This is a genomic window from Pseudomonas sp. W4I3, from assembly GCF_030816195.1.
Lineage (GTDB): Bacteria > Pseudomonadota > Gammaproteobacteria > Pseudomonadales > Pseudomonadaceae > Aquipseudomonas.
The window spans coordinates 2,932,935-2,954,581 of the sequence record NZ_JAUSXS010000001.1 but is presented as its reverse complement, the minus strand read 5'-3'; the positions used below and the strand labels follow the sequence as shown (position 1 = coordinate 2,954,581).

At 61.3% G+C, this 21,647-nt stretch carries 23 protein-coding genes; 8 read left to right on the top strand and 15 right to left on the bottom strand.

Going from position 1 to position 21,647, the window contains the following annotated elements:
- Positions 1-7 precede the first annotated feature (7 nt).
- The gene (locus tag QF045_RS13720) at positions 8-1,039 is read left to right on the top strand and encodes an ABC transporter substrate-binding protein (protein WP_306492656.1); all 1,032 of its coding nucleotides are present in this window, start codon (positions 8-10) and stop codon (positions 1,037-1,039) included.
- Here QF045_RS13720 and nadE read toward each other — a convergent pair whose 3' ends face one another.
- Genes nadE through QF045_RS13705 form a run of 3 tightly spaced genes read right to left on the bottom strand, consistent with a single transcriptional unit; the run spans position 1,040 to position 3,733 of the window.
- Positions 1,040-1,855: an ammonia-dependent NAD(+) synthetase gene (gene nadE, locus QF045_RS13715; protein ID WP_306492655.1), complete on the bottom strand. Its 816-nt coding sequence runs from the start codon at positions 1,853-1,855 to the stop codon at positions 1,040-1,042.
- A 1-nt stretch (position 1,856) separates the two neighbouring features.
- Entirely contained in the window at positions 1,857-3,074 is a 1,218-nt protein-coding gene (pncB, locus tag QF045_RS13710; RefSeq protein WP_306492654.1) for a nicotinate phosphoribosyltransferase, read from the bottom strand.
- 11 nt (positions 3,075-3,085) lie between these two features.
- The gene (locus QF045_RS13705) at positions 3,086-3,733 is read right to left on the bottom strand and encodes a nicotinamidase (RefSeq protein WP_306492653.1); all 648 of its coding nucleotides are present in this window, start codon (positions 3,731-3,733) and stop codon (positions 3,086-3,088) included.
- A gap of 144 nt (positions 3,734-3,877) precedes the next feature.
- On the opposite strand from QF045_RS13705, the gene QF045_RS13700 reads away from it, so the two are divergent.
- Entirely contained in the window at positions 3,878-4,570 is a 693-nt protein-coding gene (locus tag QF045_RS13700) for an NUDIX hydrolase (protein WP_306492652.1), read from the top strand.
- Positions 4,571-4,683: 113 nt separating this feature from the next.
- On the opposite strand, the gene QF045_RS13695 is transcribed toward QF045_RS13700, so the two are convergent.
- Positions 4,684-5,457 (bottom strand): L-iditol 2-dehydrogenase, encoded by a 774-nt coding sequence (locus tag QF045_RS13695; protein WP_306492651.1) that lies wholly within the window; start codon positions 5,455-5,457, stop codon positions 4,684-4,686.
- Between the two features lie 17 nt (positions 5,458-5,474).
- Positions 5,475-6,797 (bottom strand): sugar ABC transporter substrate-binding protein, encoded by a 1,323-nt coding sequence (locus tag QF045_RS13690; RefSeq protein ID WP_306492650.1) that lies wholly within the window; start codon positions 6,795-6,797, stop codon positions 5,475-5,477.
- A 209-nt stretch (positions 6,798-7,006) separates the two neighbouring features.
- On the opposite strand from QF045_RS13690, the gene QF045_RS13685 reads away from it, so the two are divergent.
- The 3 genes from QF045_RS13685 to QF045_RS13675 all read left to right on the top strand — a co-directional run bounded on the left by QF045_RS13685 (position 7,007) and on the right by QF045_RS13675 (position 10,078).
- Positions 7,007-7,930: an AraC family transcriptional regulator gene (locus QF045_RS13685; RefSeq protein WP_306492649.1), complete on the top strand. Its 924-nt coding sequence runs from the start codon at positions 7,007-7,009 to the stop codon at positions 7,928-7,930.
- Between the two features lie 154 nt (positions 7,931-8,084).
- A complete protein-coding gene (locus QF045_RS13680; RefSeq protein ID WP_306492648.1) occupies positions 8,085-9,035 on the top strand; it encodes a nucleoside-specific channel-forming protein Tsx in 951 nt (316 codons plus the stop codon).
- Between the two features lie 14 nt (positions 9,036-9,049).
- Complete coding sequence (locus tag QF045_RS13675) at positions 9,050-10,078, top strand: purine nucleoside permease (RefSeq protein WP_306492647.1); 1,029 nt, start codon at positions 9,050-9,052, stop codon at positions 10,076-10,078.
- A 526-nt stretch (positions 10,079-10,604) separates the two neighbouring features.
- Here QF045_RS13675 and QF045_RS13670 read toward each other — a convergent pair.
- The 3 genes from QF045_RS13670 to QF045_RS13660 all read right to left on the bottom strand — a co-directional run bounded on the left by QF045_RS13670 (position 10,605) and on the right by QF045_RS13660 (position 11,819).
- Positions 10,605-10,781 carry a metallothionein gene (locus tag QF045_RS13670; RefSeq protein WP_124386225.1) on the bottom strand — a complete coding sequence of 59 codons (177 nt, stop codon included), beginning with the start codon at positions 10,779-10,781 and terminating at the stop codon, positions 10,605-10,607.
- An 89-nt stretch (positions 10,782-10,870) separates the two neighbouring features.
- Positions 10,871-11,326, bottom strand: coding sequence for a DMT family transporter (locus QF045_RS13665; RefSeq protein ID WP_306492646.1), 456 nt, complete (start codon positions 11,324-11,326; stop codon positions 10,871-10,873).
- 4 nt (positions 11,327-11,330) lie between these two features.
- The gene (locus QF045_RS13660) at positions 11,331-11,819 is read right to left on the bottom strand and encodes a DMT family transporter (RefSeq protein WP_124386223.1); all 489 of its coding nucleotides are present in this window, start codon (positions 11,817-11,819) and stop codon (positions 11,331-11,333) included.
- A gap of 115 nt (positions 11,820-11,934) precedes the next feature.
- Here QF045_RS13660 and QF045_RS13655 point away from each other — a divergent pair, with 115 nt between their 5' ends.
- Complete coding sequence (locus tag QF045_RS13655; protein WP_306492645.1) at positions 11,935-12,867, top strand: LysR family transcriptional regulator; 933 nt, start codon at positions 11,935-11,937, stop codon at positions 12,865-12,867.
- A gap of 1 nt (position 12,868) precedes the next feature.
- Here the strand turns inward: QF045_RS13655 and QF045_RS13650 are convergent, their stop codons facing one another.
- From QF045_RS13650 to QF045_RS13635, 4 genes are all read right to left on the bottom strand, one after another.
- Positions 12,869-14,188 (bottom strand): Nramp family divalent metal transporter, encoded by a 1,320-nt coding sequence (locus QF045_RS13650; protein WP_306492644.1) that lies wholly within the window; start codon positions 14,186-14,188, stop codon positions 12,869-12,871.
- Positions 14,189-14,224: 36 nt separating this feature from the next.
- A complete protein-coding gene (locus QF045_RS13645) occupies positions 14,225-15,781 on the bottom strand; it encodes a DUF726 domain-containing protein (RefSeq protein ID WP_306492643.1) in 1,557 nt (518 codons plus the stop codon).
- A 94-nt stretch (positions 15,782-15,875) separates the two neighbouring features.
- Complete coding sequence (locus QF045_RS13640; RefSeq protein WP_306492642.1) at positions 15,876-16,181, bottom strand: XRE family transcriptional regulator; 306 nt, start codon at positions 16,179-16,181, stop codon at positions 15,876-15,878.
- The gene (locus QF045_RS13635; protein ID WP_306492641.1) at positions 16,174-16,539 is read right to left on the bottom strand and encodes a type II toxin-antitoxin system RelE/ParE family toxin; all 366 of its coding nucleotides are present in this window, start codon (positions 16,537-16,539) and stop codon (positions 16,174-16,176) included. Before QF045_RS13635 ends, QF045_RS13640 begins: the two co-directional genes overlap by 8 nt.
- Positions 16,540-16,954: 415 nt before the next feature.
- Here QF045_RS13635 and QF045_RS13630 point away from each other — a divergent pair, with 415 nt between their 5' ends.
- On the top strand, positions 16,955-18,763 hold the full coding sequence (locus QF045_RS13630) for a monovalent cation:proton antiporter-2 (CPA2) family protein (RefSeq protein WP_306492640.1): 1,809 nt from the start codon (positions 16,955-16,957) through the stop codon (positions 18,761-18,763).
- A 72-nt stretch (positions 18,764-18,835) separates the two neighbouring features.
- A complete protein-coding gene (locus QF045_RS13625; RefSeq protein ID WP_306492639.1) occupies positions 18,836-19,390 on the top strand; it encodes a hypothetical protein in 555 nt (184 codons plus the stop codon).
- A gap of 116 nt (positions 19,391-19,506) precedes the next feature.
- On the opposite strand, the gene QF045_RS13620 is transcribed toward QF045_RS13625, so the two are convergent.
- Genes QF045_RS13620 through QF045_RS13610 form a run of 3 tightly spaced genes read right to left on the bottom strand, consistent with a single transcriptional unit; the run spans position 19,507 to position 21,594 of the window.
- Positions 19,507-20,226 carry an alpha/beta hydrolase gene (locus QF045_RS13620; RefSeq protein WP_306492638.1) on the bottom strand — a complete coding sequence of 240 codons (720 nt, stop codon included), beginning with the start codon at positions 20,224-20,226 and terminating at the stop codon, positions 19,507-19,509.
- A gap of 12 nt (positions 20,227-20,238) precedes the next feature.
- Positions 20,239-20,994, bottom strand: a complete 756-nt coding sequence (gene cobF, locus QF045_RS13615; RefSeq protein ID WP_306492637.1) for a precorrin-6A synthase (deacetylating) — start codon at positions 20,992-20,994, stop codon at positions 20,239-20,241.
- A 9-nt stretch (positions 20,995-21,003) separates the two neighbouring features.
- Positions 21,004-21,594: a histidine phosphatase family protein gene (locus tag QF045_RS13610; RefSeq protein ID WP_306492636.1), complete on the bottom strand. Its 591-nt coding sequence runs from the start codon at positions 21,592-21,594 to the stop codon at positions 21,004-21,006.
- Between the last annotated feature and the right edge of the window lie 53 nt (positions 21,595-21,647).

The window sequence follows — 21,647 nt, the reverse complement described above, 5'->3', positions numbered from 1 at the left end:
AAACCCCATGAACCCACGTAGTGCGCTGTCCTGCTTGTCCCTCGCCCTGCTCGCCACCAGTGCCCATGCCGCGCCCACGCTGTACCTGGGCATGAACGGCGGCACCATGGAACGGGTCTATGCCGATAAAGTGCTGCCCGCCTTCGAAAAGGCCAACAACGTCAAGGTGGTCATTGTGCCGGGCACCTCGTCGGATATTCTTGCCAAGGTCCAGGCCAACAAAGACAACCCGCAGATGCACGTGATGTTCCTCGACGACGGCATCATGTACCGCGCCATTTCCATGGGCCTGTGCGACACACTCGCGCCAAGCCCGCCTTTGGAGCAGATCCCGGCCAAGGCGAAAATCAAGGACCAGGCCGTGGCCGTAACGCTCGGCGTCACAGGCCTTGGCTACAACGCCAAGATGTTCAAGGAGCAAGGCTGGGCGGCGCCGACCTCATGGATGGACCTGGCCGACCCGCGCTTCAAGGACAAAGTGGTGTTCCAGTCGCTGGCCTCCTCCACCTTCGGCCTGCATGGCTTCCTGATGTTCAACCGTATCCAGGGCGGCGACGAGACCAACGTGGAGCCGGGCTTCAAGGCCTGGCCAAAAACCGTCGGCCCCAATGTGCTGGAATACATCGCCAGCTCGGCGAAGATTTCCGAGATGGTACAGACCGACGAGGCCGCGATTTTCCCCCTCACCCCGACTCAGGTAGCGACCCAGAAACTGCTCGGCGTGCCCATGGAATACGCCCAGCCCAAGGAAGGCGCGGTGGTGCTGAACGTGGCCGAATGCGTGATCGCGCGCAACGACCAGCCGGAACTGGCACAGAAACTCGCCGCGTTTCTGCTGACCGCCGAGGCCCAGGCGCCGGCGCTGGAGGAAGGCGACCAGATCCCGTCGAACCCGACCACGCCAACCACCGATAAAACCCGCGCGCGCGTGGAAGCGATGCAGGGTTATCTACAAACGGCGATTTCAATCGACTGGGACCAGGTCAACCAGGCGCGCCCGGAGTGGAACGCGCGCTGGAGTCGGTCGATCGAGCGTTGATCAGGCGGGCACAAAAGGCAGCGCGCGTTTGTGCGCTGTTTTGCGGTACGCCTCCTCGACGATCGCCCTCACCCGCTCACTGACCGGCTCGCCCATGAGGTACGCGTCGATCTCTGCATAAGTGCAGCCGTAGGCCAGCTCGTCAGCCTTGCCCGGTGCCAATTCTTCCAGGTCGGCGGTAGGCAGCTTGCCGACCAGGCTGGCCGGCGCGCCGAGGCCCGCGCCCAGCAGGCGCACCTGGGTTTTGGTCAGGCCCGACAGTGGTGCCAGGTCGCAGGCGCCATCACCGAATTTGGTGAAAAACCCCATCAAGGCCTCGGCGCCCTGGTCGGTGCCCACCACCAGGCCGTTATGCAAATTGGCCACCGCGTACTGGGCAATCATCCGAGCCCGCGCCTTGACGTTGCCTTTGATGAAATCCACGCGTTCGGCGCTGACATCCGACACGGTCAGACTGGACATCAGCCCGTCGACGCCGGCGGCGATGTTCAGGGTTTCGGTCTGGTCGGGCTGGATAAAGTCCAGGGAGGCGCTCGCATCATGCTCATCCGCCTGGCTCTTGTAGGGCAGGCGCATGGCAATGAAACGCGCCGGGTAATCGTCATCGCGCAGTTGCTCCACCGCCAGCTGGCACAGGCGCCCGGCCACCAGGGAGTCGACGCCGCCGCTGATGCCCAGCACCAGGGCCTTGCAGCCAGAATTGCGCAAGGTTGTCTTGATGAAATCGATGCGCCGTTGAATTTCCTGGGTCTCGCCGCCTTTGACCAGCGAGCGGTCGACGTTCAGCTCATGCGCGATCCGTTCTTGAGTGTGCATGTCATTCCTCCACGCTACCAACGTTGAATACTTGTGCCGCGTACTGCAAAAACGACGGGTCTTCGCAGACGTTCTTGACCGGGTCATCGGAGAATTTCACCACCGGCTCACCGTGTACCCGTACCAGCTTCATCACAATGCTCAGCGGCTCGACACCGTCCACATCGCAGGCCAGGCTGGTGCCCATGCCGAAGCCGAACCGGGCCTTGCCACGAATGTGGCGCAGGATCGGCAGGCATTTTTCGAAATTCAGACCATCGGAGAACATAAGGTCTTTGGTCATGGGGTCAATGCCGAGTTCCTTATATCTGGCCAGGACTTTGTCGGCCCAGGCGATAGGGTCACCGGAGTCCTGGCGCAGACCGTCGTAGAGCTTGGCGAAGTACAGGTCGAAATCCTTGAGGAAGAAGTCGGTGCTGATGCAGTCGGTCAGGGCGACACCCAGGCGGCCACGGTACTCACGCACCCAGTTTTCCAGGGCGGCATTCTGGCTTTCGCGCAGACGGCCCAGTTGCTGGTGCACCATCAGCCATTGGTGGGCCATGGTGCCGATGAGTGGCAAGTCGAATTCGTAGGCCAGATGCGCGTTGCTGGTACCGAGGAACTGGCCGGGAAAGTCGCGGCGCATGATGTCTACCACTTCACGCTGTGCCTTGAATGACAGGCGCCGGCGGGTGGAGAAGTCGGATACGCGCAGGTCGGCGAGTTCTTCGCGGCTGAGGTTTTTTTCCAGCCAGTCGAACTTCTGATAGAGCTTGCGGGTGACGTCTTCCAGGGTCACGTCGGGGTATTTTTCGCGATTGCGCAGTTCACTGACCAGCGCCAATATCGGTTGCTCGAACATGATGCAGTGCAGCATCGGGCCGATTACGCGGATGTTCAGTTGACCGTCCACCTCACTCACGTGGATATAGCGCAGGTCGAAGCGAAACAGGCCGAGAAAACGCTCGTAATCCGGCGTGAGGTATTCGCGAAAACGCGGGTTGAACAGGAAGCGCAGCTCACCCTCACGCATCTGCAGGTCGGCAAGTTTTTCCAGCTCGGTTCGCAGCGCAGGGATCAGGTGGCCGAGTTTTTCCCTGGAGCGGACGATGAAGTTGTACTCCACGTCCACGTTGGGATGCTGGTGCAGCACCGCCTGCATCATGGTGAAGGTGTAGTAGTCGGTGTCGAGCAAGCCCTGGATTACCGGGGATTCGTCGTTATAGGCGCTTTCCATGGGGCATCTCCTTAACGCAGGGCCATCACGGCCAGTTCTTCGCGGGTACTGCTGATGACAGCGCCGGCCTTGAGCAACTCATTGACGGCCTGAACAGCGCCCTCCTCGGTGATCGCTCGACACGCCGGCAGGTGCAGCACCACCTGCAACCCAGCGTTGAGCAGTTGCAAGGCGGTGGTCTTGACGCAGTAGTCCAGGGCCAGGCCACCGACGATGACGCGAACGATACCGTGGGCCTTGAGGTATTCGATGACGCCCGTCGACAACTTGTCGTGCAGGTCGTGGTAGCAGGCACCGTAGGGGTGAAGGTCGGGTTCGACACCCTTCCAGATGAAGTAGTCGTAGTCGTACGGGGTGGGCAGCTCATCCAGCAAGGCGAAGCCCTCGGTGCCGGGTACGCAGTGGCTGACCCAAGTGACATCGGCGTGGGCCAGGCCGGTGGGTTGCAGCATCTGGCTGTGCTGCGCGACCACCCAGGGCGCGTGCGGGGCGTGGGCGTCCTTGCTGCCGATGCGATGCCCGGCAAGGCTGGCCATGTAGTTGAGCTCGGCACCGATCAGATCACCGCCGGCTACGGGCAACTCGTCGGGGCACAGCGGCGTGAAACTTTTCTGGGCATCGACATCGAAGGAAGCGATGGCAGTTTTCGTGAGGGTCATAGTGATTCTCCGGTGGCCTGAAACAAAAGTACATGTCATGTACTTTTATTGCAACAGACTTTTAAAAGCTTGTGCTCAGGAAAGTACATGACATCGCCGCTCGTTTCGCTAGACTGTGCCGATAGCCGTTCAGAAGGACTTCACATGCCACTCAGTGCCTACCTCCACACCGTCGACCTGTGCGTGCTGTTTTACTGCCGCGCCTCGGGCGAACTCAAACTGTTGCTGAACAAACGCGAGGCCGAGCCCTTCGCCGGGCATTGGGCGCTGCCGGGCGTGGTGGTGAACGGGGATGTACCGGACTTGAGCCTCAAGGATGCCGTGGAACGGCTGCGCACCAGTGACAAAGTCGGCCTGGACCTGGCCTGGAGCGAGCAGGTTGGCACGGTGGGGGATGCGTTTCGTGACCCACGCTGCTGGTCGTCGTCCACTCACTACCTGGCAATTGTGGCGGATGAGGTGACACTGGCTGAGCATCAGGCCTGGTTTTCGCTGAACGCAGTGGCGGACGGCAGTATCAAGTTGCCCTTCGATCACAACCTGATCGTCGCGGCAGTGCAGGAACGGCTGCTGTCCAAGTCGCTGTACAGCAGCTTGCCGTTGATGTTCCTGGGCAAGGAATTCAGTGCGCCGCAAGCGACCACCATTTTTTCCCTAGTGCTGGCGCGGCCGGTGCTCAAGACCAGTATTCGCCAGCGATTGTTGAAGCTGACCGAGGCGGGCTACTTGCGTGAGACAGGGCGCAAGAAGCAGGGTGAAGGCGGCAGACCACAGGCGACGCTGGAGCTGTTGCAGCCAGGAGAAATTTACTTCTTCGACCGCAGTTTTGCCGAGTGACCGGGCATCGTGATCCAAGGAAGCCGACGCCTATCCACCTGATGCCCCCGATGGCGGCCTGACAGCCCACTTCGCCTGTCAGCTCGCCATGGGAGCAAGCTCACCGACTGTCGCTAGCTCATCCAGTTGCCGCCATCGACGTTATAGGTCTGTGCAACCACATAATCCGCCTCTTTCGAAGCCAGGAAGATCGCCATGCCGGTCAGGTCCTGCGCCGTGCCCATCCGCCCATAAGGCACGTCATCCCCTACCCGCTTCTTCTTCTCCCCCGGCGCCAGGCCTTCGTGCCTGGCAAACAGCGCATCCACCCCATCCCAGTGTTCACCGTCCACCACACCCGGAGCGATGGCATTGACGTTGATGCCCTGCTTGATCAGATTCAGCCCCGCCGATTGCGTCAGGCTGATCACCGCCGCCTTGGTCGCGCAATACACCGCCACCAGCGCCTCGCCGCGTCGTCCGGCCTGGCTGGCCATGTTGATGATCTTGCCGCCATGGCCCTGCTCAATCATCTGCCGCGCGGCGGCCTGCAAGGTAAACAGCGTACCGGCGACGTTGATCGAAAATAGCCGTTCATAGCTGTCGCGGGTGATGTCGACGATGGGCGCCAAGTCGAACAATGCCGCGTTATTGACCAGGATATCGAGCTTGCCGGCATGGGCGACCACGGCGGCCATTGCCGCGTCAATCGAGGCCTGATCGGTAACATCCATCGCCACCGCATAGGCTTGAGGGCCCAATTCGGCGGCCGTCTGCTCGGCGCGCTGCAGGTTGATATCGGCGATGGCGACGGTGGCGCCTTCCCGGATATAGGCCTGGGCAAACGCGCGGCCGATGCCGCGCGCCGATCCGGTGATCAGCGCGCTCTTTCCTTCAAGTCGTTTCATTGAGGTGTCCTGTGGCATTACTTGGGATAACCGGCACGCTTCATCTCGCGCTCAGTGGTGGACTGCGCCTGCTGCAACGCCTGGTCCACCGACATGCCGCCAGTGAGCGCCGCCGAAAACAGCTTGCCGACCGAAGTGCCGATGGCCTGGAACTCGGGAATCGTCACGTACTGAATGCCCACGTACGGCACCGGTTTGGCCGAGGGATGCGCCGGGTCGGCGTGCTTCATCATCTGCAGGGTGACTTGAGCAAACGGCGCCGCGTTCAGGTACGCCTCGCTGTAGGTCGATTGCCGCGTGCCAGGCGGTACGTTGGTGATGCCCTCTTTATCCGCGACCAGTTGGATGTAGTCCTTGGATGTCGCCCAGCTGATAAAGGCTTTGGCCGCGTCCTTGTGCCTGGAGGTGGCCGGGATGGCCAGCGACCAGGCGTAGAGCCAGGAAGAGCCCTTGTCGGTGACTTCGGTAGGAGCGGCGGCGAAGCCCACGCGGTCAGCGACTTTGCTCTGGCTGGTGTCGGTGGTGAAGGAGCCGGCGACGCTGGCATCGACCCAGATCGCACACTTGCCGCTGTTGAACAGTGCCAGGGTTTCGTTGAAGCCGTTGCTGGACACGCCCGGCGGACCGTATTGCTTGAGGCTGTTGACGTAGAAATTGGCCGCGGCCGTCCACTCAGGGCTGGTCAGTTCGGGCTTCCACTGCTCATCGAACCAGCGCGCGCCGAAGGCATTGGCCATGGTGCTCAGCAACGCAATATTTTCGCCCCAACCGGCCTTGCCGCGCAGGCACAGGCCATATTGGTCCTTGTCCTTGACCGTCAGCTTGGCCGCGAACTCGCCGAGCTGGGTCCAGGTAGGCTGCGCGGGCATGCTCAGGCCGGCTTGCTTGAACAGGTCGGTACGGTAATAGGTCACGGTGCTTTCACCATAGAACGGCAAGGCGTAGAGCGTGCCGTTGACCGACAGGCCCTGGCGCACCGAGGGGAAGATATCCTCGGCATCGTAGTCGGCCGGCAGTTCGGTCAGCGGCTCCAGCCAGTGCTTGGCGCCCCACAGCGGGGTTTCGTAGGTGCCGATGGTCAGCACGTCGAACTGCCCACCCTGGGTGGCGATATCGGTGGTGAGGCGCTGGCGCAACACGTTTTCTTCTAGCACCACCCAGTTGAGACGGATGTCCGGATGCTGCGCTTCGAACACCTTGGACAGGCGCTGCATGCGGATCATGTCGCTGTTGTTGACCGTGGCGATGGTCACGGTGTCAGCGGCCTGGCTGGGCAGTGTCACGGCGAGGCCGGACAGCAGCAGCGCAGGGGCAAGTGCGGCTTTGCGGATTGAGAGCATGGCGGTTTCCACCGTTTTTCTTGTTGTTGAGCGCCGATTACAGCAGCTTGGGCCGGCGTCTCACAAACCCCTGACGGATGCTCGACCGATACTTTTTTAACCGCTGCGCCAGGCGCAAAAAAGTATCAGCGTCGGGCGTTGCCAGGGGTAGCGCCGCACGTGCCGAGGCGGGTATTTTGGCGCTTATCTAACGTACAAGAGGCAGCAGCATGCCCATCCGCGCCACCCTGTTCGAGCATCGCCCGGCCGAACGTGAAGTGATCCTGCCCGAACCGGAGCACTGCTTTCGCTGGTTCGAACACGACTACCCGGTGGAGTTTGCGCGCTGGAACCATCACCCTGAGTTTGAAATCCACCTGATTCGCCACGGCAGCGGCAAGCTGGTGGCGGGCGACTACATCGGTGCGTTCAGTGCCGGGCATGTTGCCTTGATCGGCCCCGACCTGCCCCACGACTGGATTGGCGACCTGGCGCCCGGCGAGTGCCTGAGCGGTCGCGACGTGGTGCTGCAATTTGACGGCGCCGCCCTCCTCGCCCTGCGCGAATCCCTGCCGGAACTCGGCGACCTGCAGCCGCTGTTTGAACAGGCACGACGCGGCCTTGAGTTCACCGGCGAAACCGCCATTCGAGCGGCGCACTTGATGCAAGCCATTGGCAGTGCCCAGGGCCTGCAACGCCTGATCCTGTTTCTGCAACTGCTCGACACCCTCAAGAACGCCCCGCCCCGACAGCTCAAGGTGCTGGCCAGCCCGCGCTACGCGCCGACCCTGGACCCGCGCAGCGCCGAACGTATCAACAAGGCCTTCGACTACCTGATGCGTGAACTGAACGGCGACGTGCGTCTGTCGGACATCGCCCGGCAACTGGACATGAGCGAACCGGGTTTCTCGCGCTTCTTCAAACGCAATACCGGCCATGGTTTTATCGAGCTGATGCGCAAATTCCGCGTGCAGCGTGCCTGCCGGCTGTTGCTGCAAAGCGATAGGTCGGTGGCGGATATCTGCTTCGAAGTCGGCTACGCCAACCTGTCCAACTTCAATCGCCACTTTCGCATCGAGATGAACCAGACGCCGAGCGAGTACCGGCGCGAGACCAGCAATCTGCTCGACAAAATGACACCCAGCCATTTCTGACCAAAAGGACGACTAATCAGGCTTTTTTGCAGGCCTTTCAGACGATTGAGCAAAGTTGGTACAGCCTGTGCAAACGTTTGCGGAACGAACTTGGCAGCCAGGTTCACTCCACCCGCAGAAATCGGGTTCAACCGCGTACGAATAGGGATTTTCAATGCACCCCACCTCAACGCCTCGTGCTTGCTTTGGTGTTTCCTTGCTACTGGCCGCCGTTACGGGAGTACTCAGTGCACCCATTTTGGCGCAGGACAAACCCGCCGATGACTCAGCACAGGGCGAAACCCTCAGCCCCGAGGCGAGCCCGCCGGCAAAAAAAGGCGCTTACCTGTCGGAGTGGTTCAACCAGGACCTGACGCTGATCGGCAGCAAGGACATCAGCTTCGGCCCCAAGCCGCAGGATGACGTGTACCTGGAATATGAGTATTTCGGTCGAAAGGGCCCGTTCGAGCTGTACGGCTACATTGATGTGCCAAAGATCCTCGGCATCGGTAACAGCAATGATAAAGGCGCGTGGGACCATGGCTCGCCGGTGTTCATGGAGCATGAGCCACGTATTTCCATCGACTACCTCGCCGGCCGCAGCCTGGCGATCGGACCGTTCAAGGAATGGTATGTGGCGTTCGACTGGATCTACGACCACGGCAGCAACAAGGCGAACCGCGCCAACACCCTTTACAGCGGCCTTGGCACCGATATCGACACCCACTCGCGGGTCAACCTGTCGGCCAACTTCTACGGGCGCTACCAGTGGGAAAACTACGGCGCCAGTAACGAGTATTCGTGGGACGGCTACCGCGCGCAGATGAAATACATCGTGCCCATCGGCAAGTTCGACAACGGTGCCTCGCTGACCTACATCGGCTTCACCAACTATGATTTCGGCTCGGACCTGCACAAGGACAACCCGGCGCGCACCGCCAATTCCCTGGTGGCAACCAACGTGTTGCTGTACTCGTTCACCCACCTGCGTTTCACCCTGGTCGGCCGTTACTTCCACAACGGCGGCAACTGGGAAGATGGCAGCGAGTTGAATTTCGGCGAAGGCAACTTCCGCGCCCGCTCCGACGGCTGGGGTTACTACGCCGGCGTGGGCTACCAATTCTGATCAAGGAGCTGCAGATGAATACCCTTACCCGTCTTTCAATGGCCATTGGCCTGGCCCTGCTGCCCCATGTGGTGCTGGCAGACGACGCCGCGCCGATCAAACCCAAGGTGATGCTGATCACCATGTTCGCCCCCGAGGCGCAAACCTGGATCGATCGCCTGCAACTCACCCAGCAAGTGCGCGTGCCGGGCCTGTCCGCCGAATACCCGGCGATTCGCTGCAACACCCAGGACGTATGCCTGCTGGTGACCGGCATGGGCCAGACCAACGCCGCCGCATCGACCCTGGCGTTGGCCCTGTCGCCCAAGTTCGACTTGCGCCAGAGCTATTTCCTGATCGCCGGAATTGCCGGTATCAGCCCCAAACACGGCACCATCGGCACTGCAGCCTGGGCGCATTACCTGGTGGAATTCGGCACACAGTGGGAGTTGGATTCACGCGACGCGCCCAAGGATTGGCCGACGGGTTATATCGGCATCAACACCAAGGGGCCCAACGAAAAACCGCCGCTGGACTACAAGACCGAAGTGTTCGAGCTCAACCCCAAGCTGCAAGCCAAGGCGTTTGCCCTGTCGCACAAGGTGGAGCTGACAGAAAGCAAGGAATCCGCCGCCTGGCGCAAGCACTACCCCGCCGCACCAGCCAACCAGCCGCCGCAAGTCACCCGCTGCGACACCCTGGCGGGCAACACCTGGTTCTCCGGTACGCGCCTGAGCGAGCGCGCCGAAGTGTGGACCAAGCTGCTCACTGACAACAAAGGCGAATACTGCACGACCCAGCAGGAAGACAACTCAACCTATGAAGCGCTGCTGCGCGCCAGCCGCGAGGGCCTGGTGGATATCCAGCGCCTGGCCGTGGTGCGTGCGGGCTCGGACTTCGACCGCCCGTATCCGGGCTACAGCGAAGTGGACAACCTGCTCAAGTACGCTGATCAGGGCGGCTTCGTACCGGCGCTGGAGAACTTGTACCGTGCGGGAAATCCGCTGGTACAGGCGATTCTGAACAACTGGTCAGCCTGGGAAAAAGGCGTCCCCGAGGCCTGACGCCGATCAAAATGTGGGAGGGGGCTTGCCCCCGATGGCGGCCTGACAGTCGACAATGATGTTGGATCAGAGCGCGTACATATCCGCTGCTGCGGTAACGGCGGCTTAGGGTTCCGCCCTTACGGCGGGTCACTTTTGGAAAAGAGCCCCAAAAGTAACCAAAAGGGCTCCTGCCCCACCACTCGGCACCTCGCTCACGCTCGGTGTGCCCGTAATCCGACACTGATTTGGGGGCCGCCGCCACGCGCCATCCATGGCGCGAGGCGGCTAAACCGGCATCCCTGCCGGTTTACCCCCCAAATCACTGTCGAATTGCGGCCAGCGTGGTTTAACGGGGCGCCTAAGATCAAGATCAAGAGCAAGATCAAGAGCGGCTCGCTTCGCATCGTGGTTACCGTAGGCTGCTACAAAGTTGTGTAGATACCTATGCCCCCTATAGCGGTGTTTCAAGCAAAGATTCAGTGACTGCCACTCCGCCATCGGGGGCAAGCCCCCTCCCACCAGGCCCTCTCCCACATTCGAGGGTTCAGCTCGCGTTGGCAGCCGACTTGGCGCATTCGCAGTCGTTTGCCGCAGCGCAGGGTTCACCGTGCGCATGATGTTCGGCGCAACCCTGGCAGCAATAACCCTTCCCCTCCTTCATGACCGCGTCGACGCCCAGTACGCATTTGCAGTGTGGGCAAGCACAGGTTGGATCCGGCATGGTCAGACTCCTTCTTCGTGGTCGTCACAGTGCAGCGAACGCCACACCTTAAGCAGTGACTGCCGGCGCGGCGCCAAGGTTCAGCGCCGTCAGTCAGCCTGGCGCGTATTGCTGCGGTACATGAACACCAGCGCCAGAGCCAGGCATAGCATCGCCACGATACGGCTGCCGGACAGTTCGATCGCCGGGTTGCCCAGCCAACCGAAGTTGTCGATCAGCATGCCCATGCCCAACTGCCCTACGATCACCGCCACCGTGGCGACCGCCGTACCGACCACCGGCACCGCGCCAACCATCACTATCATGTACACCACGCCGAACAAGGCGCCGGTCAGCTGCCACTTCGGCACGTCCAGCAAACTGACCGCCTGGGCGGGCTCGAAGAAAAAGATCAGCAGCGCAGTGATGAGCGCGCCCACCGCAAAGGTCAGCAAGCTGCTGCGCAACACCCCAACGGTCTGGCCCAGGCGACCGTTGATGGCTGCCTGCACGCTCAAGACCGCACCTGCGGCGACCACCACCACCAACAACAGAATCAGATTCATCGCCTTACCCTCGTGCAATCAGAACAAGTGCCGCCACAATCAACGCCAGGGCTATCCAGCGCTCCACATTGACGCGCTTGCGCGCCGTGCCGAACCAGCCGAAATGGTCGATCAGTACACTCTTGCCCACCTGCCCGGACAGGATCGCAATCATCGTCATCGCCACACCGATATGGGGCGTGGCCAGGGTCAGCACCACCACGTACATCGGCCCCAGGAAACCGCCGATCAACTGCCAGCGCGGCAGTTGCGTGAGGGCTGGGCCCTTTTGCGGGCCGCTGAACAGCAACAGCAGAAACAGGATCGCCGAGCCAACGCCGAAGATGCTCAAGGTCGCCCATAAATGCCCGACCTGCACGCCCAACGGCCCAAGCAGACCGGCTTCGACCGACAGCCCCATGCCTGCCAGGATCACCAGCGGCAGCAACAGCAGCCGAAGAATGTTGCGGTTCGGCCTGGCCTGCGCCGTGCCCTCGATAGAACGTGCCTGCATACATCACCTGCAATTGAAGAAGAAACATGGCGCGCATTATCCAGTGGTCGAGCTGTGCGATAAATGGCAGCATGCCGACAACACCTTTGCGCAATATGCACAGCCAGGAGTCAGGATGCAGGGTTTCAATGAGCTGAGTTTCAAGGCGCTGCGCCTGTTCGTCGCGGTGCTGGACCATGGCAGTTTTTCCGAGGTGGCACGCCGCGAAGGTCTGGCGCCGTCGTCCATTTCCCGGCAGATCCAACTGATGGAGCAGGCCCTCGGCCAGCAGTTGCTGTATCGCCATACCCGTGCCGTAAGCCCCACCGAAGCCGGACGCCTGCTCGGGCGCCACGCGCGCTTGATGCTGGAGCAACTGGAAACCGCCAGCCAAGCGCTGCAGGAACAGGACAGCGAACCCAGCGGATTGGTGCGCATCAATGCGCCGATGGTATTCGGCCAGCGTCACCTGGCGCCGTGGCTGGGGGAGTTGTGCCGGCGCTATCCGAAACTGCAACTGGATATCCAGCAAACCGATACCTTCGTCGACCCGCTGCAGGACGGCACCGACCTGCTGTTTCGTATCGGCGTGCTCAATGATTCCAGCATGCAGGCGCGTATCTTCGCGCCACAACGCTTCCGCCTCGCCGCCAGCCCCGCCTACCTGGCGCGGCACGGCACGCCGCGCCATCCCGACGAACTGGCCAATCACCAATGCCTGGCCTACAAGGGCATTAAAGGCCAGGAACGCTGGTTCTTCCGCCGCGACCAGGGCGACTGGAGCGCCTACAGCGTCAAGGGCCCGATCACCGGCAACCACGCCGACACCCTGACCCACGCCGCCGAACAGGGCCTGGGGTTGGTGGTGTTTCCATCCTGGCTGATTGGCGAAGGCCTGCGCGCCGGCACGTTGCAGGCGGTGCTCAGCGAGTACGAAGTGGCTACCACCCTGGAACCCCAGCAGATCGCCGCGTTGTGGCCGGGTAGCCGCAGGCTGTCGCTGAAGGTGCGCACCGTGATTGATTATTTTGTGGAGTGTTTCGGGACGGTGCCCTATTGGGATCGATGAGTCAGAACAGCCACTGCCCGATCAACCACGCATTCGCCCCACTGATCACCGCAAACAAAAACCACGCCAGCATCCGCGTGGGCAGCCGGTTAACGAATGGCCCCATCAGGTGCTTGTCGCCGGTCATACGGATCAATGGGTATAACGCAAAGGGCAACTGCAGGCTCAGGACCACCTGGCTGAGAATCAGCAGCTTGCCGATGGCGTCGTCGCCCATCAGCCACACCCCGAGAAACGCCGGGATCAGCGCCAGCCCACGGGTAATCAGGCGCCGCTGCCAGCAGGGTATGCGCAGGTTGAGGTAGCCCTCCATGATCACCTGCCCGGCGATTGTGCCGGTAAAGGTCGAACTCTGGCCCGAGGCCAACAAGGCGATGCCGAACAGGATGCTGGCGAACGCGCCGCCCACCAGCGGGTCGAGCAGGTGATAGGCGTCCTGGATCTCCACTACATCGGTATGGCCGGTCTTGTGGAACGCTGCGGCGGCCAGCACCAGGATCGCCGCGTTGACCAACAGAGCCAGGGCCAGGGAGCCAATGGTGTCGATGCGCGCAAGCTTGACCGCGTCCTGTTTGCTGGCCAGGTCCTTGCCGATCAGGCGGGTCTGCACAATCGAGCTGTGCAGGTAGAGGTTATGCGGCATCACGGTCGCACCGAGGATGCCGATGGCCAGGTACAGCGGCGCGGCGTCGCTGATGGCCGACAGGGATGGGGTGAAGCCACTGAACACGTCCGGCCAGTAGGGTTTGATCAGCACCAGTTCGATAAAGAAACACACGCCAATGGTCGCGACCAGCGCCAGCATGATCGCTTCCAGGCGGCGGAAGCCACGGTTCTGCAGGGCCAGGATCAACAGCGTGTCGAAGGCGGTGATGACGATGCCCGTGGTCAGCGATACACCCAGCAGCAGGTGAAACGCCAAGGCGCAGCCGAGCACTTCGGCAAGGTCGGTGGCGATAATGGAAATTTCCGCCAACACCCATTGGGTACGCGCAGAGCGCTTGCTGTAGCGCTCGCGGCACAGTTGCGCCAAATCTTTACCGGTGGCGATACCCAAGCGCGAGCACAGGCACTGCACCGCCATCCCCGCCAGGCTGGCCAGCAACACCACGAATAACAGGCTGTAGCCATAGCGCGAACCGGCCTCGATGGCGGTCGCCCAGTTGCCGGGGTCCATGTAACCGATGGAAATCAGCAGGCCGGGGCCGGCGAACATCAACACACGTTTGAAAAAGGACGCCTTAGGGTCGACGGCAACGGAGCCGGCCACTTCCGGCGGGCAGAACGGGGCGGTAGCAATTTTCGGCAGGCTGAATTTCACGCGCGATTCCAAGCAAACACAAGTCAGGACACCAGCTTAGCAGTCGGACGCGACCGTGCGCATCACCGTCTCCCGGGGCAGATCAAACGCCTCGACCACTTGCACCACCAGGTCCAGTTCCTGGTTCAGCGCCTCACGTTCCAGGCGCTGGCGAATCACGCCGACCACCAGCACCGCCAGGGTGGTGATCGAATACGCCGGGCCGGAAAACGCCCGTACGCCGCTGACCAGCAACATCGCGGCCGCTAACTCCTGGCCCACCACCGGAATCGCCGTGGCGGCGCCGCGGCGCAGCATGAACCCGGTGAGCCCGGCCAATGCCGTGCCGCTCAAGGCGGTGGTGGCCGAACGGCCAACGTCGAGACGTGCAAACAAGCCTTGCTCTTTTTGCATGGCGGCCTTGAGTTCGGCGTCGAACGCCTGTCGGTCGGCACCGCTGAGTTTGTCCTGGTACTGCTCGATGAGTTTTTCCGCGACCTGCCCTTCAATGTCCGCCAGGGCCACGCTGGCGATTGCGTCGTCAAACTTGATGCCCAGGCGTTGCGCCACCGCTTCAGCGATCTGGCGATAGGCCACGCCATGGCCACGGGCCAGGTTCATGAAACTGTCACCGCCCATGCGCTGCAACTCGATGGCGAGCTTGAGCGGGTCGCGCACACCGCCATCAATGGTGGCACTGCGCTTTTGTGCCATCAACTCGGCAAGAAACTTCAGCTCATCCGGCCGCGCCTGCACCAGCATCGGAAACAGATCCACGTCTTCTTCGGCAAAACGCGCTTCACTGCTGCGCAAGTCGGCGCGGATCAGGCCACGGCGCTCCTGCAGCAGGTCGGTGTACTGCACCACGGTTTTCAGCTGCGGCCAGTAGGCCGCGTGATCGAAGCTGGCCAGATGCACGTTGGACACCTTGGCCTTGAGTGCCGGCGTCACCGCGATGGGATAGCGGCCGATGCAACGCTCGGTGTCCGGCTTCATCGCCAGCGCCCAGTCCTTGCTTGAGTGGCAATTGATCAGCCGCCCCTTGAGCGGTGCCGACACCGCTTCCCAAGGGCTCGAGGTACAGATCGCCCCGCCCATCAGCAAGACATTGTTCAACGGCAGTTCAGCAGCGACTTCAGGGCTGGCCAGCACACTCTTGACCAAAATCCGGGCGCCAAGGGAGTGACCGATCAGATTGATTTGCCGCACCTGCAGCGATTCGGCGTGCAGGTAGCTCGCCAGCTCAGGCAACAAGGTCCTGGCCACTTCATCGACCCGCGCCTCGACACTTTTGTAATGGTCGAGAAAGTAGGCAATCGCCTTGCCCACGCCCACCGTCGCCGCGCCCAGGCCGCCTCCGCCGAGCATCGAGGCGATCACCTCCTTGAACGGTGCGAAGAGGTTTTCCAGGAAATGCCCCGCCGGCCAGAACAACATCAGGTTGGTCGAGCCTTCGATGCCGGCCAGTTGCTGCTTGAAGCCCGCCAATTGTTGTTGGCTGAAAAACGCCGAATAACCGTGAACGTAGAGATTGAGCACGTCCCCCTGAGGCTCGCCACACAGAACGAACGTAGGCTTGCGGGTGCGGTGCATTTCATCCCACTGGTGCTGCATGGGCCGGTGACTCCGGGTGACAAGGGACGGCCATGGTAACAAAGAGCCCATCAAGCCGAGATGAAAACACTGTACATCGCCCTACAAGGGGTCTTCAGCGAGCGAAGTTGTCGATTTTTACCTGGCCATCGGGAAACGTTGCAATAATTTCCAGCTCTCCACCCATAGCACGTATGTAGTCACGCAACGTGCTGATGTACATGTCAGTGCGACGCTCCATTTTCGAGACCGCCGCCTGATTGATATTCAACGCTTTGGCCAGGCTTTCCTGGCTCAGCTGCTGAGCCTTGCGCAACTCATGCAGCGGCATTTCTTTCAGATGCCGTTGGTACAGCTGCTCGGCCTCCGCGCGCGACTCGGGGGTCATGCGCGCTTTAAGGTCAGCGAATTTCTTAGCCATGGTCAGGGCCCTCTCTACGCAATGTTTTCAAATGGACGTCATACAGCTTTTCTGCCCTGGGTACGTGCACCTCATACCAACGATGCTGCGCGGTTTTATCGCCACCTATCAGCAATACCGCACAGCGCCGAGGATCAAAGGCATACAGCACTCGGTATGGACGACCTGCATGCTGTATACGCAATTCGCGCAGATTGCCGTGGCGAGAGCCCTTGATGTCGCTGCTGTGGGGAAAACCAAGCCCCGGACCCAGCAGGCCCAGCAGATCCACGCTGGCAGCGACCGAAGATTGTTCCTTCTCCCCCAGGTCTTCCCACCAATCTCCGAATTCATCCGTGTATTCAATGTCCCAGATCATGCAAATATGCCACCCAAGGAATATAAACTCAAGGGCATAACTTTAGGTTCAGAAGTGAGGGGTCTGCCAGTTGAGTATCGGCAGAAATTGTTTGTGGATTCGTCAGCTACCACGAGCGGCTCAAGGCACTCGGCTCTGATCAGAAACCGAGGGAGCAACTCACCATCACCGCATGGTCCTTGTCGTTGCGTGGAAGTTGGCCCGAATAGTCCAGGCACAGCCTGCCCTTTTCGCTGATCTGGTATCCAGGCCGTATCAGCCCGATAACGGCCACATCCGTTGACCGTTGCATCAAAAATACAAGTTTCAAAATGTGAAAACGCGCTCTAATAGCGCCCTTTCCCAGGGACCGAGGCCACACCCACCTCGCCCTGAAAGCATCAGCATCTGATCCAAGCAAACAATGGAGTTCTCAATGCCCCATGAAGGCAACCTGTTACAAGTAGCGGTGGTGTTCCTCTTCGCCGCCGTGCTCACCGTGCCGTTGGCCAAGCGCCTGCAACTGGGCGCGGTGCTGGGCTATCTGTTCGCCGGCGTGATCATCGGCCCCTCGGTGTTGGGCCTGGTGCGCAACCCGCAAAGCGTGGCGCAGTTTTCTGAATTGGGCGTGGTGCTGTTGCTGTTTATCATCGGCCTGGAGCTTTCGCCCAAGCGGTTATGGGTGATGCGCAAGGCGGTATTCGGTGTCGGCCTGGCCCAGGTGCTGCTCACCGGGCTGGTGATGGGCGCGGTGGCGCTGTGGCTGTTTGGCCAGTCATGGAACAGCGCGATTGTGCTGGGCCTGGGCCTGGCGTTGTCCTCCACTGCGTTTGGCCTGCAAAGCCTGGCCGAGCGCAAGGAACTCAACCAGCCCCATGGGCGCCTGGCCTTTGCGATCCTATTGTTCCAGGACATCGCGGCCATCCCGTTGATCGCCATGGTGCCGCTGCTGGCCGGCAGCGATCATCCGACCACCGAAGCCCAGGGCGTACAGCACGTGCTGCAGATCCTCGGCAGCATCGCCGTGGTGATCATCGGTGGGCGCTATCTGTTGCGCCCGGTGTTTCGTATCGTCGCCAAGACCGGCCTGCGCGAAGTGTCCACCGCCACCGCGCTGCTGGTGGTGATCGGCACCGCCTGGCTGATGGAACTGGTGGGCGTGTCCATGGCCCTCGGCGCCTTCCTTGCCGGGCTGCTGCTGGCGGACTCGGAATACCGCCACGAACTGGAATCTCAGATCGAGCCGTTCAAGGGCCTGCTGCTGGGGCTGTTTTTCATGAGCGTGGGCATGGGCGCCAACCTCAGCCTGCTGCTCAGCGCACCGCTGGTGGTAATCGGGCTGACCTTGCTGCTGATCGGATTGAAATTGCCCCTGCTGTACGCCGTGGGTCGCATGGCGGGTGAGCTCAACCGTGAAAGCGCCCTGCGCCTGGGCGTGGTGCTGGCAGCAGGGGGCGAATTTGCCTTCGTGGTGTTCAAGATCGGCCGCGACCAGGGCCTGTTCGAACCGCACCTTTACGATGTGCTGGTGCTGACCATCACCCTGTCCATGGCCGTGACACCGCTGCTGCTGTTGGTGTGCCCGAAGCTGTTCAGGTCCAAGGCCAAGCCGGTGGAAGTGCCCGAGGAATACCGCGCCATCGAAGGCGACGCACCGCGCGTGGTGATTGCCGGCATGGGGCGGATGGGCCAGATCGTCGCGCGAATCCTGCGTGCGCAGAACATTTCGTTCATCGCCCTCGACACCTCGGTGGAAACCATCGAACTGACCCGCAGCTTCGGCGGTATGCCGGTGTTCTACGGCGACCCGCAACGCCCGGAAATCCTGCATGCGGCCAAGGTCGACCAGGCGGAATTCTTCGTGATCGCCATGGATGATCCGGAAATCAACATCAAGACCGCCGAGCTGGTGCGCAACCTCTACCCGCACATGAAGATCATCGCCCGCGCGCGTAACCGCCAACACGTACACCGTCTGGTGGACCTGGACGCCTCACCGGTGCGGGAAACCTTTTACTCCAGCCTGGAAATGAGCCGCCGCACCCTGGTCGGTCTCGGTTTGAGCCAGGCCCAGGCCGACGCGCGCATCGACCGCTTCAAAACCCATGACCAGCAAGTCCTCGCCGCGCAGCACGCGGTGTATGACGATGCGGCCAAACTTATGCAGAGCGCCCAGGAAGCCCGTACGGAACTGGCGCGGTTGTTTGAGATGGATCGGCTCCAGGAAGAGTCCGACAAGGTGTGAGGCTGAAGATGAACGATATTGCGAATTTTCTGACAGAATACGCCGCAATTTCGTTCATCTCTGGAGCGCTTCATGGCCACCTTCACCAAGACTGCAGTGCTGCTGGCCCTCGCGCTGACCGCCGGCAGCGTACTTGCCGCCACCAAACCGGCCACGCAAACCCTCTCTACCCTGGGCGGCAAGTTCACCTTCAGCTTGCCCAAGGCCTACACCGCCGACGTCCTGCCTTCCGGCAAGGCTGAAGACGGCACCGCCGATACCCAAGGCACCCTGTACGCCAACGCCACCACGAAAAGTGTGGTGATCGTCGCCGAAACCGTGCGCAACGACGAGGTCACGATCCAGGATAACGACGCGAAATTCCTTGATGGCGCGGTGAACGATTTCGTCAAGAACCAGAGCGCCGCCCTGCCCGACTTCAAGAAACTCAACGAGAAAAAACTGACCTTCAAGGGCCTTGGCCTGCGCCAGGTCGACAGCACCGCCACGCAAGGCGGTGGCAAGACCTTGAACTCCACGTTCCTCGGCGGCTCGGGCAATCACCTGCTGGTGATCCAGGCAATTTCCCGGGCCGACGATGTGAAGGGCCATGCGGCACTGGTGAAGCAGATTACCGCTGGTAAATAACCACAAACCCCCTGTGGGAGGGGGCTTGCTCCCGATTGCGGTATGACAGTCAGCAATTCTTTAACTGACAGACCGCCATCGGGAGCAAGCCCCCTCCCACATTTTTCATACCGTGCTTATTTGAGGCTTTCTTGCAGCCAGGTCTTCAGGTCCTGGATTTCGGCCTCGCTGATCGTATGGTTCATCCCCGGATAACCATGAAACTGCGGCTTCAAGCCGATGCCTTCGAGCACCTCGTTGGCCCGCGTCCCTGACGCATATGGCAGCGCCTGGTCCAAGGTGCCGTGCCCGATAAAGATCGCCAGCTTCCCCAGCGCCTCATTCGGCTTGAGCTCAGCCTTGAGCACCGGCAACACGCTGCCGCTCAGCGCCGCAATCCCGCGCAGCAGCTCGGGCCTGCGCAAGCCCACCTCATAGGACATGATCGCACCCTGGCTGAACCCCACCAGGAACACCCGATCACTTTGGGTGTGGTACTTGGCGGTGGCCTTGCCGACAAAGTCTTCAATCAGCCTGGCGCTGCTTTGCAGATCAGCCGTCACCCCATCGTAATCACCGTCACCGGGGGTCTTGGTAAACCAGCGATAGCCGCGCGGCTCCACCGGCATCGGCGCACGCACCGACAGGTAGGTCCAGGTGGAAGGCAGCGCATCCTTGATGCCGAACAGGTCCTCTTCGTTGCTGCCAAAACCATGCAGGAAAATCACCAGCGGTTGGTTGCGTGCATCGCCCTGGGTCTGCTCCAGGTAAGACAGCGGCAAGTCGGTGTGCAGGTCGGAATCGGCGTGGGCGACACCGGCCAGCAAGGTCAGCGCGAGAGCGAGCAGTTTGAACATAGGAACCATCCCTCAGGGTTTGCGCAACATATAGGTGTCCATGATCCAGCCATTGGCGAGCCGCGCAGCCTTGCGCACGCGTTGGATGTGTTCGGCGACCTCAGCGACTTTGCCGCTGATCAGGATCTCGTCCGGCGTGCCCAGGTAGGCGCCCCAATAGATATCCAGGTCCTGATCCGCCACGCTGCGGTAGGAGTCTTCGGCATCGAGCATCACCACCAGGGTGTCGGCATCACTCGCCTGCCCCGCCGCCAGGCGGCGCCCGGTGGTGATTTCAACGGACTTGCCGATACGGTTCAACGCCACCTTATGCTGCGCCGCCAGCGCCTGCACACTGGTGATACCGGGGATCACCTCGAATTCGAATTCACAGCGGCCCTCGGCAAGGATCGCCTGCAAAATACGGATGGTGCTGTCATACAACGCCGGGTCACCCCAGGCCAGAAACGCCCCCACTTCGCCGTCGGCCATTTCCTCGTTGATCATGCGTTCGAAGGTGTGCTGCTTGTCGCGGTTCAGGTCGCGCACGGCGGTGGTGTAGTCGATGTCGCCACGCACGCGCTCAGGGCAGTCCGCTTCAACGAAGCGATAGCCGGGTTCGGTGATGTAGGTTTCGCAGATTTCGCGGCGCAGGTCGATCAGCTTGTCCTTGCTCTGGCCTTTGTCCATCAGGAAAAACACGTCGGTGCGGTTCAGTGCCTTCACGGCCTGCATCGTGATGTAGTCAGGGTTGCCGGCGCCAATGCCGATGATCAGGATGCGTTTCATGGGTTGCTCTCAGTGCGGGGCGTGAATTTTGCCATGATCAGGGCCCAAGGCGTGAGTTTCCAGGCGCAGACGCCACACCGCGTTGAAGCGCAGTTCGGTGCGCGACAGCGGTTCCACGTCGATCAGGTAGAACATCGAGACGGGACACTGCATGACGTACAACAGCGCGGCACGCATTACAAACGGGTGGGTCACCGCCAGCACATGACCGGGCTGGCTCTCAAGGGACTTCATCCAAAGCCCGACCCGCGTGCACAGCTGCTCTACCGACTCGCCGCCATGGGGCGCATGGGCGCTGTCGGTGAGCCAGGCGTTCAGTTCGCCGCTATCGAGGTCGCGCAGAGCCTGGCCTTTCCAGCGCCCGAGGTCCACGTCGCGCAGGGCCGGTTCGATGCGCGGCTGTTCACCGAACAAACCCGCCGTCTGCCGCGTTCGCGCCTCCGGCCCGCACAGCAGGCGCGCAGACGCTACGTAACCGCTCGACAAAGACAGCGCCGCGCCTTGCCAGTCCATCAGCAGCGACTCGTCATCGGCAAAGCGCGAGTGTTTCAGCGACGGCGTGGCCGCATGGCAAATCAGGGTCAAACGGGTAGCCTGCACGCAAATCATTCCGAAAGGATGAGGCTACCAAGCCTGGCGCAGTTGGAGCGCCG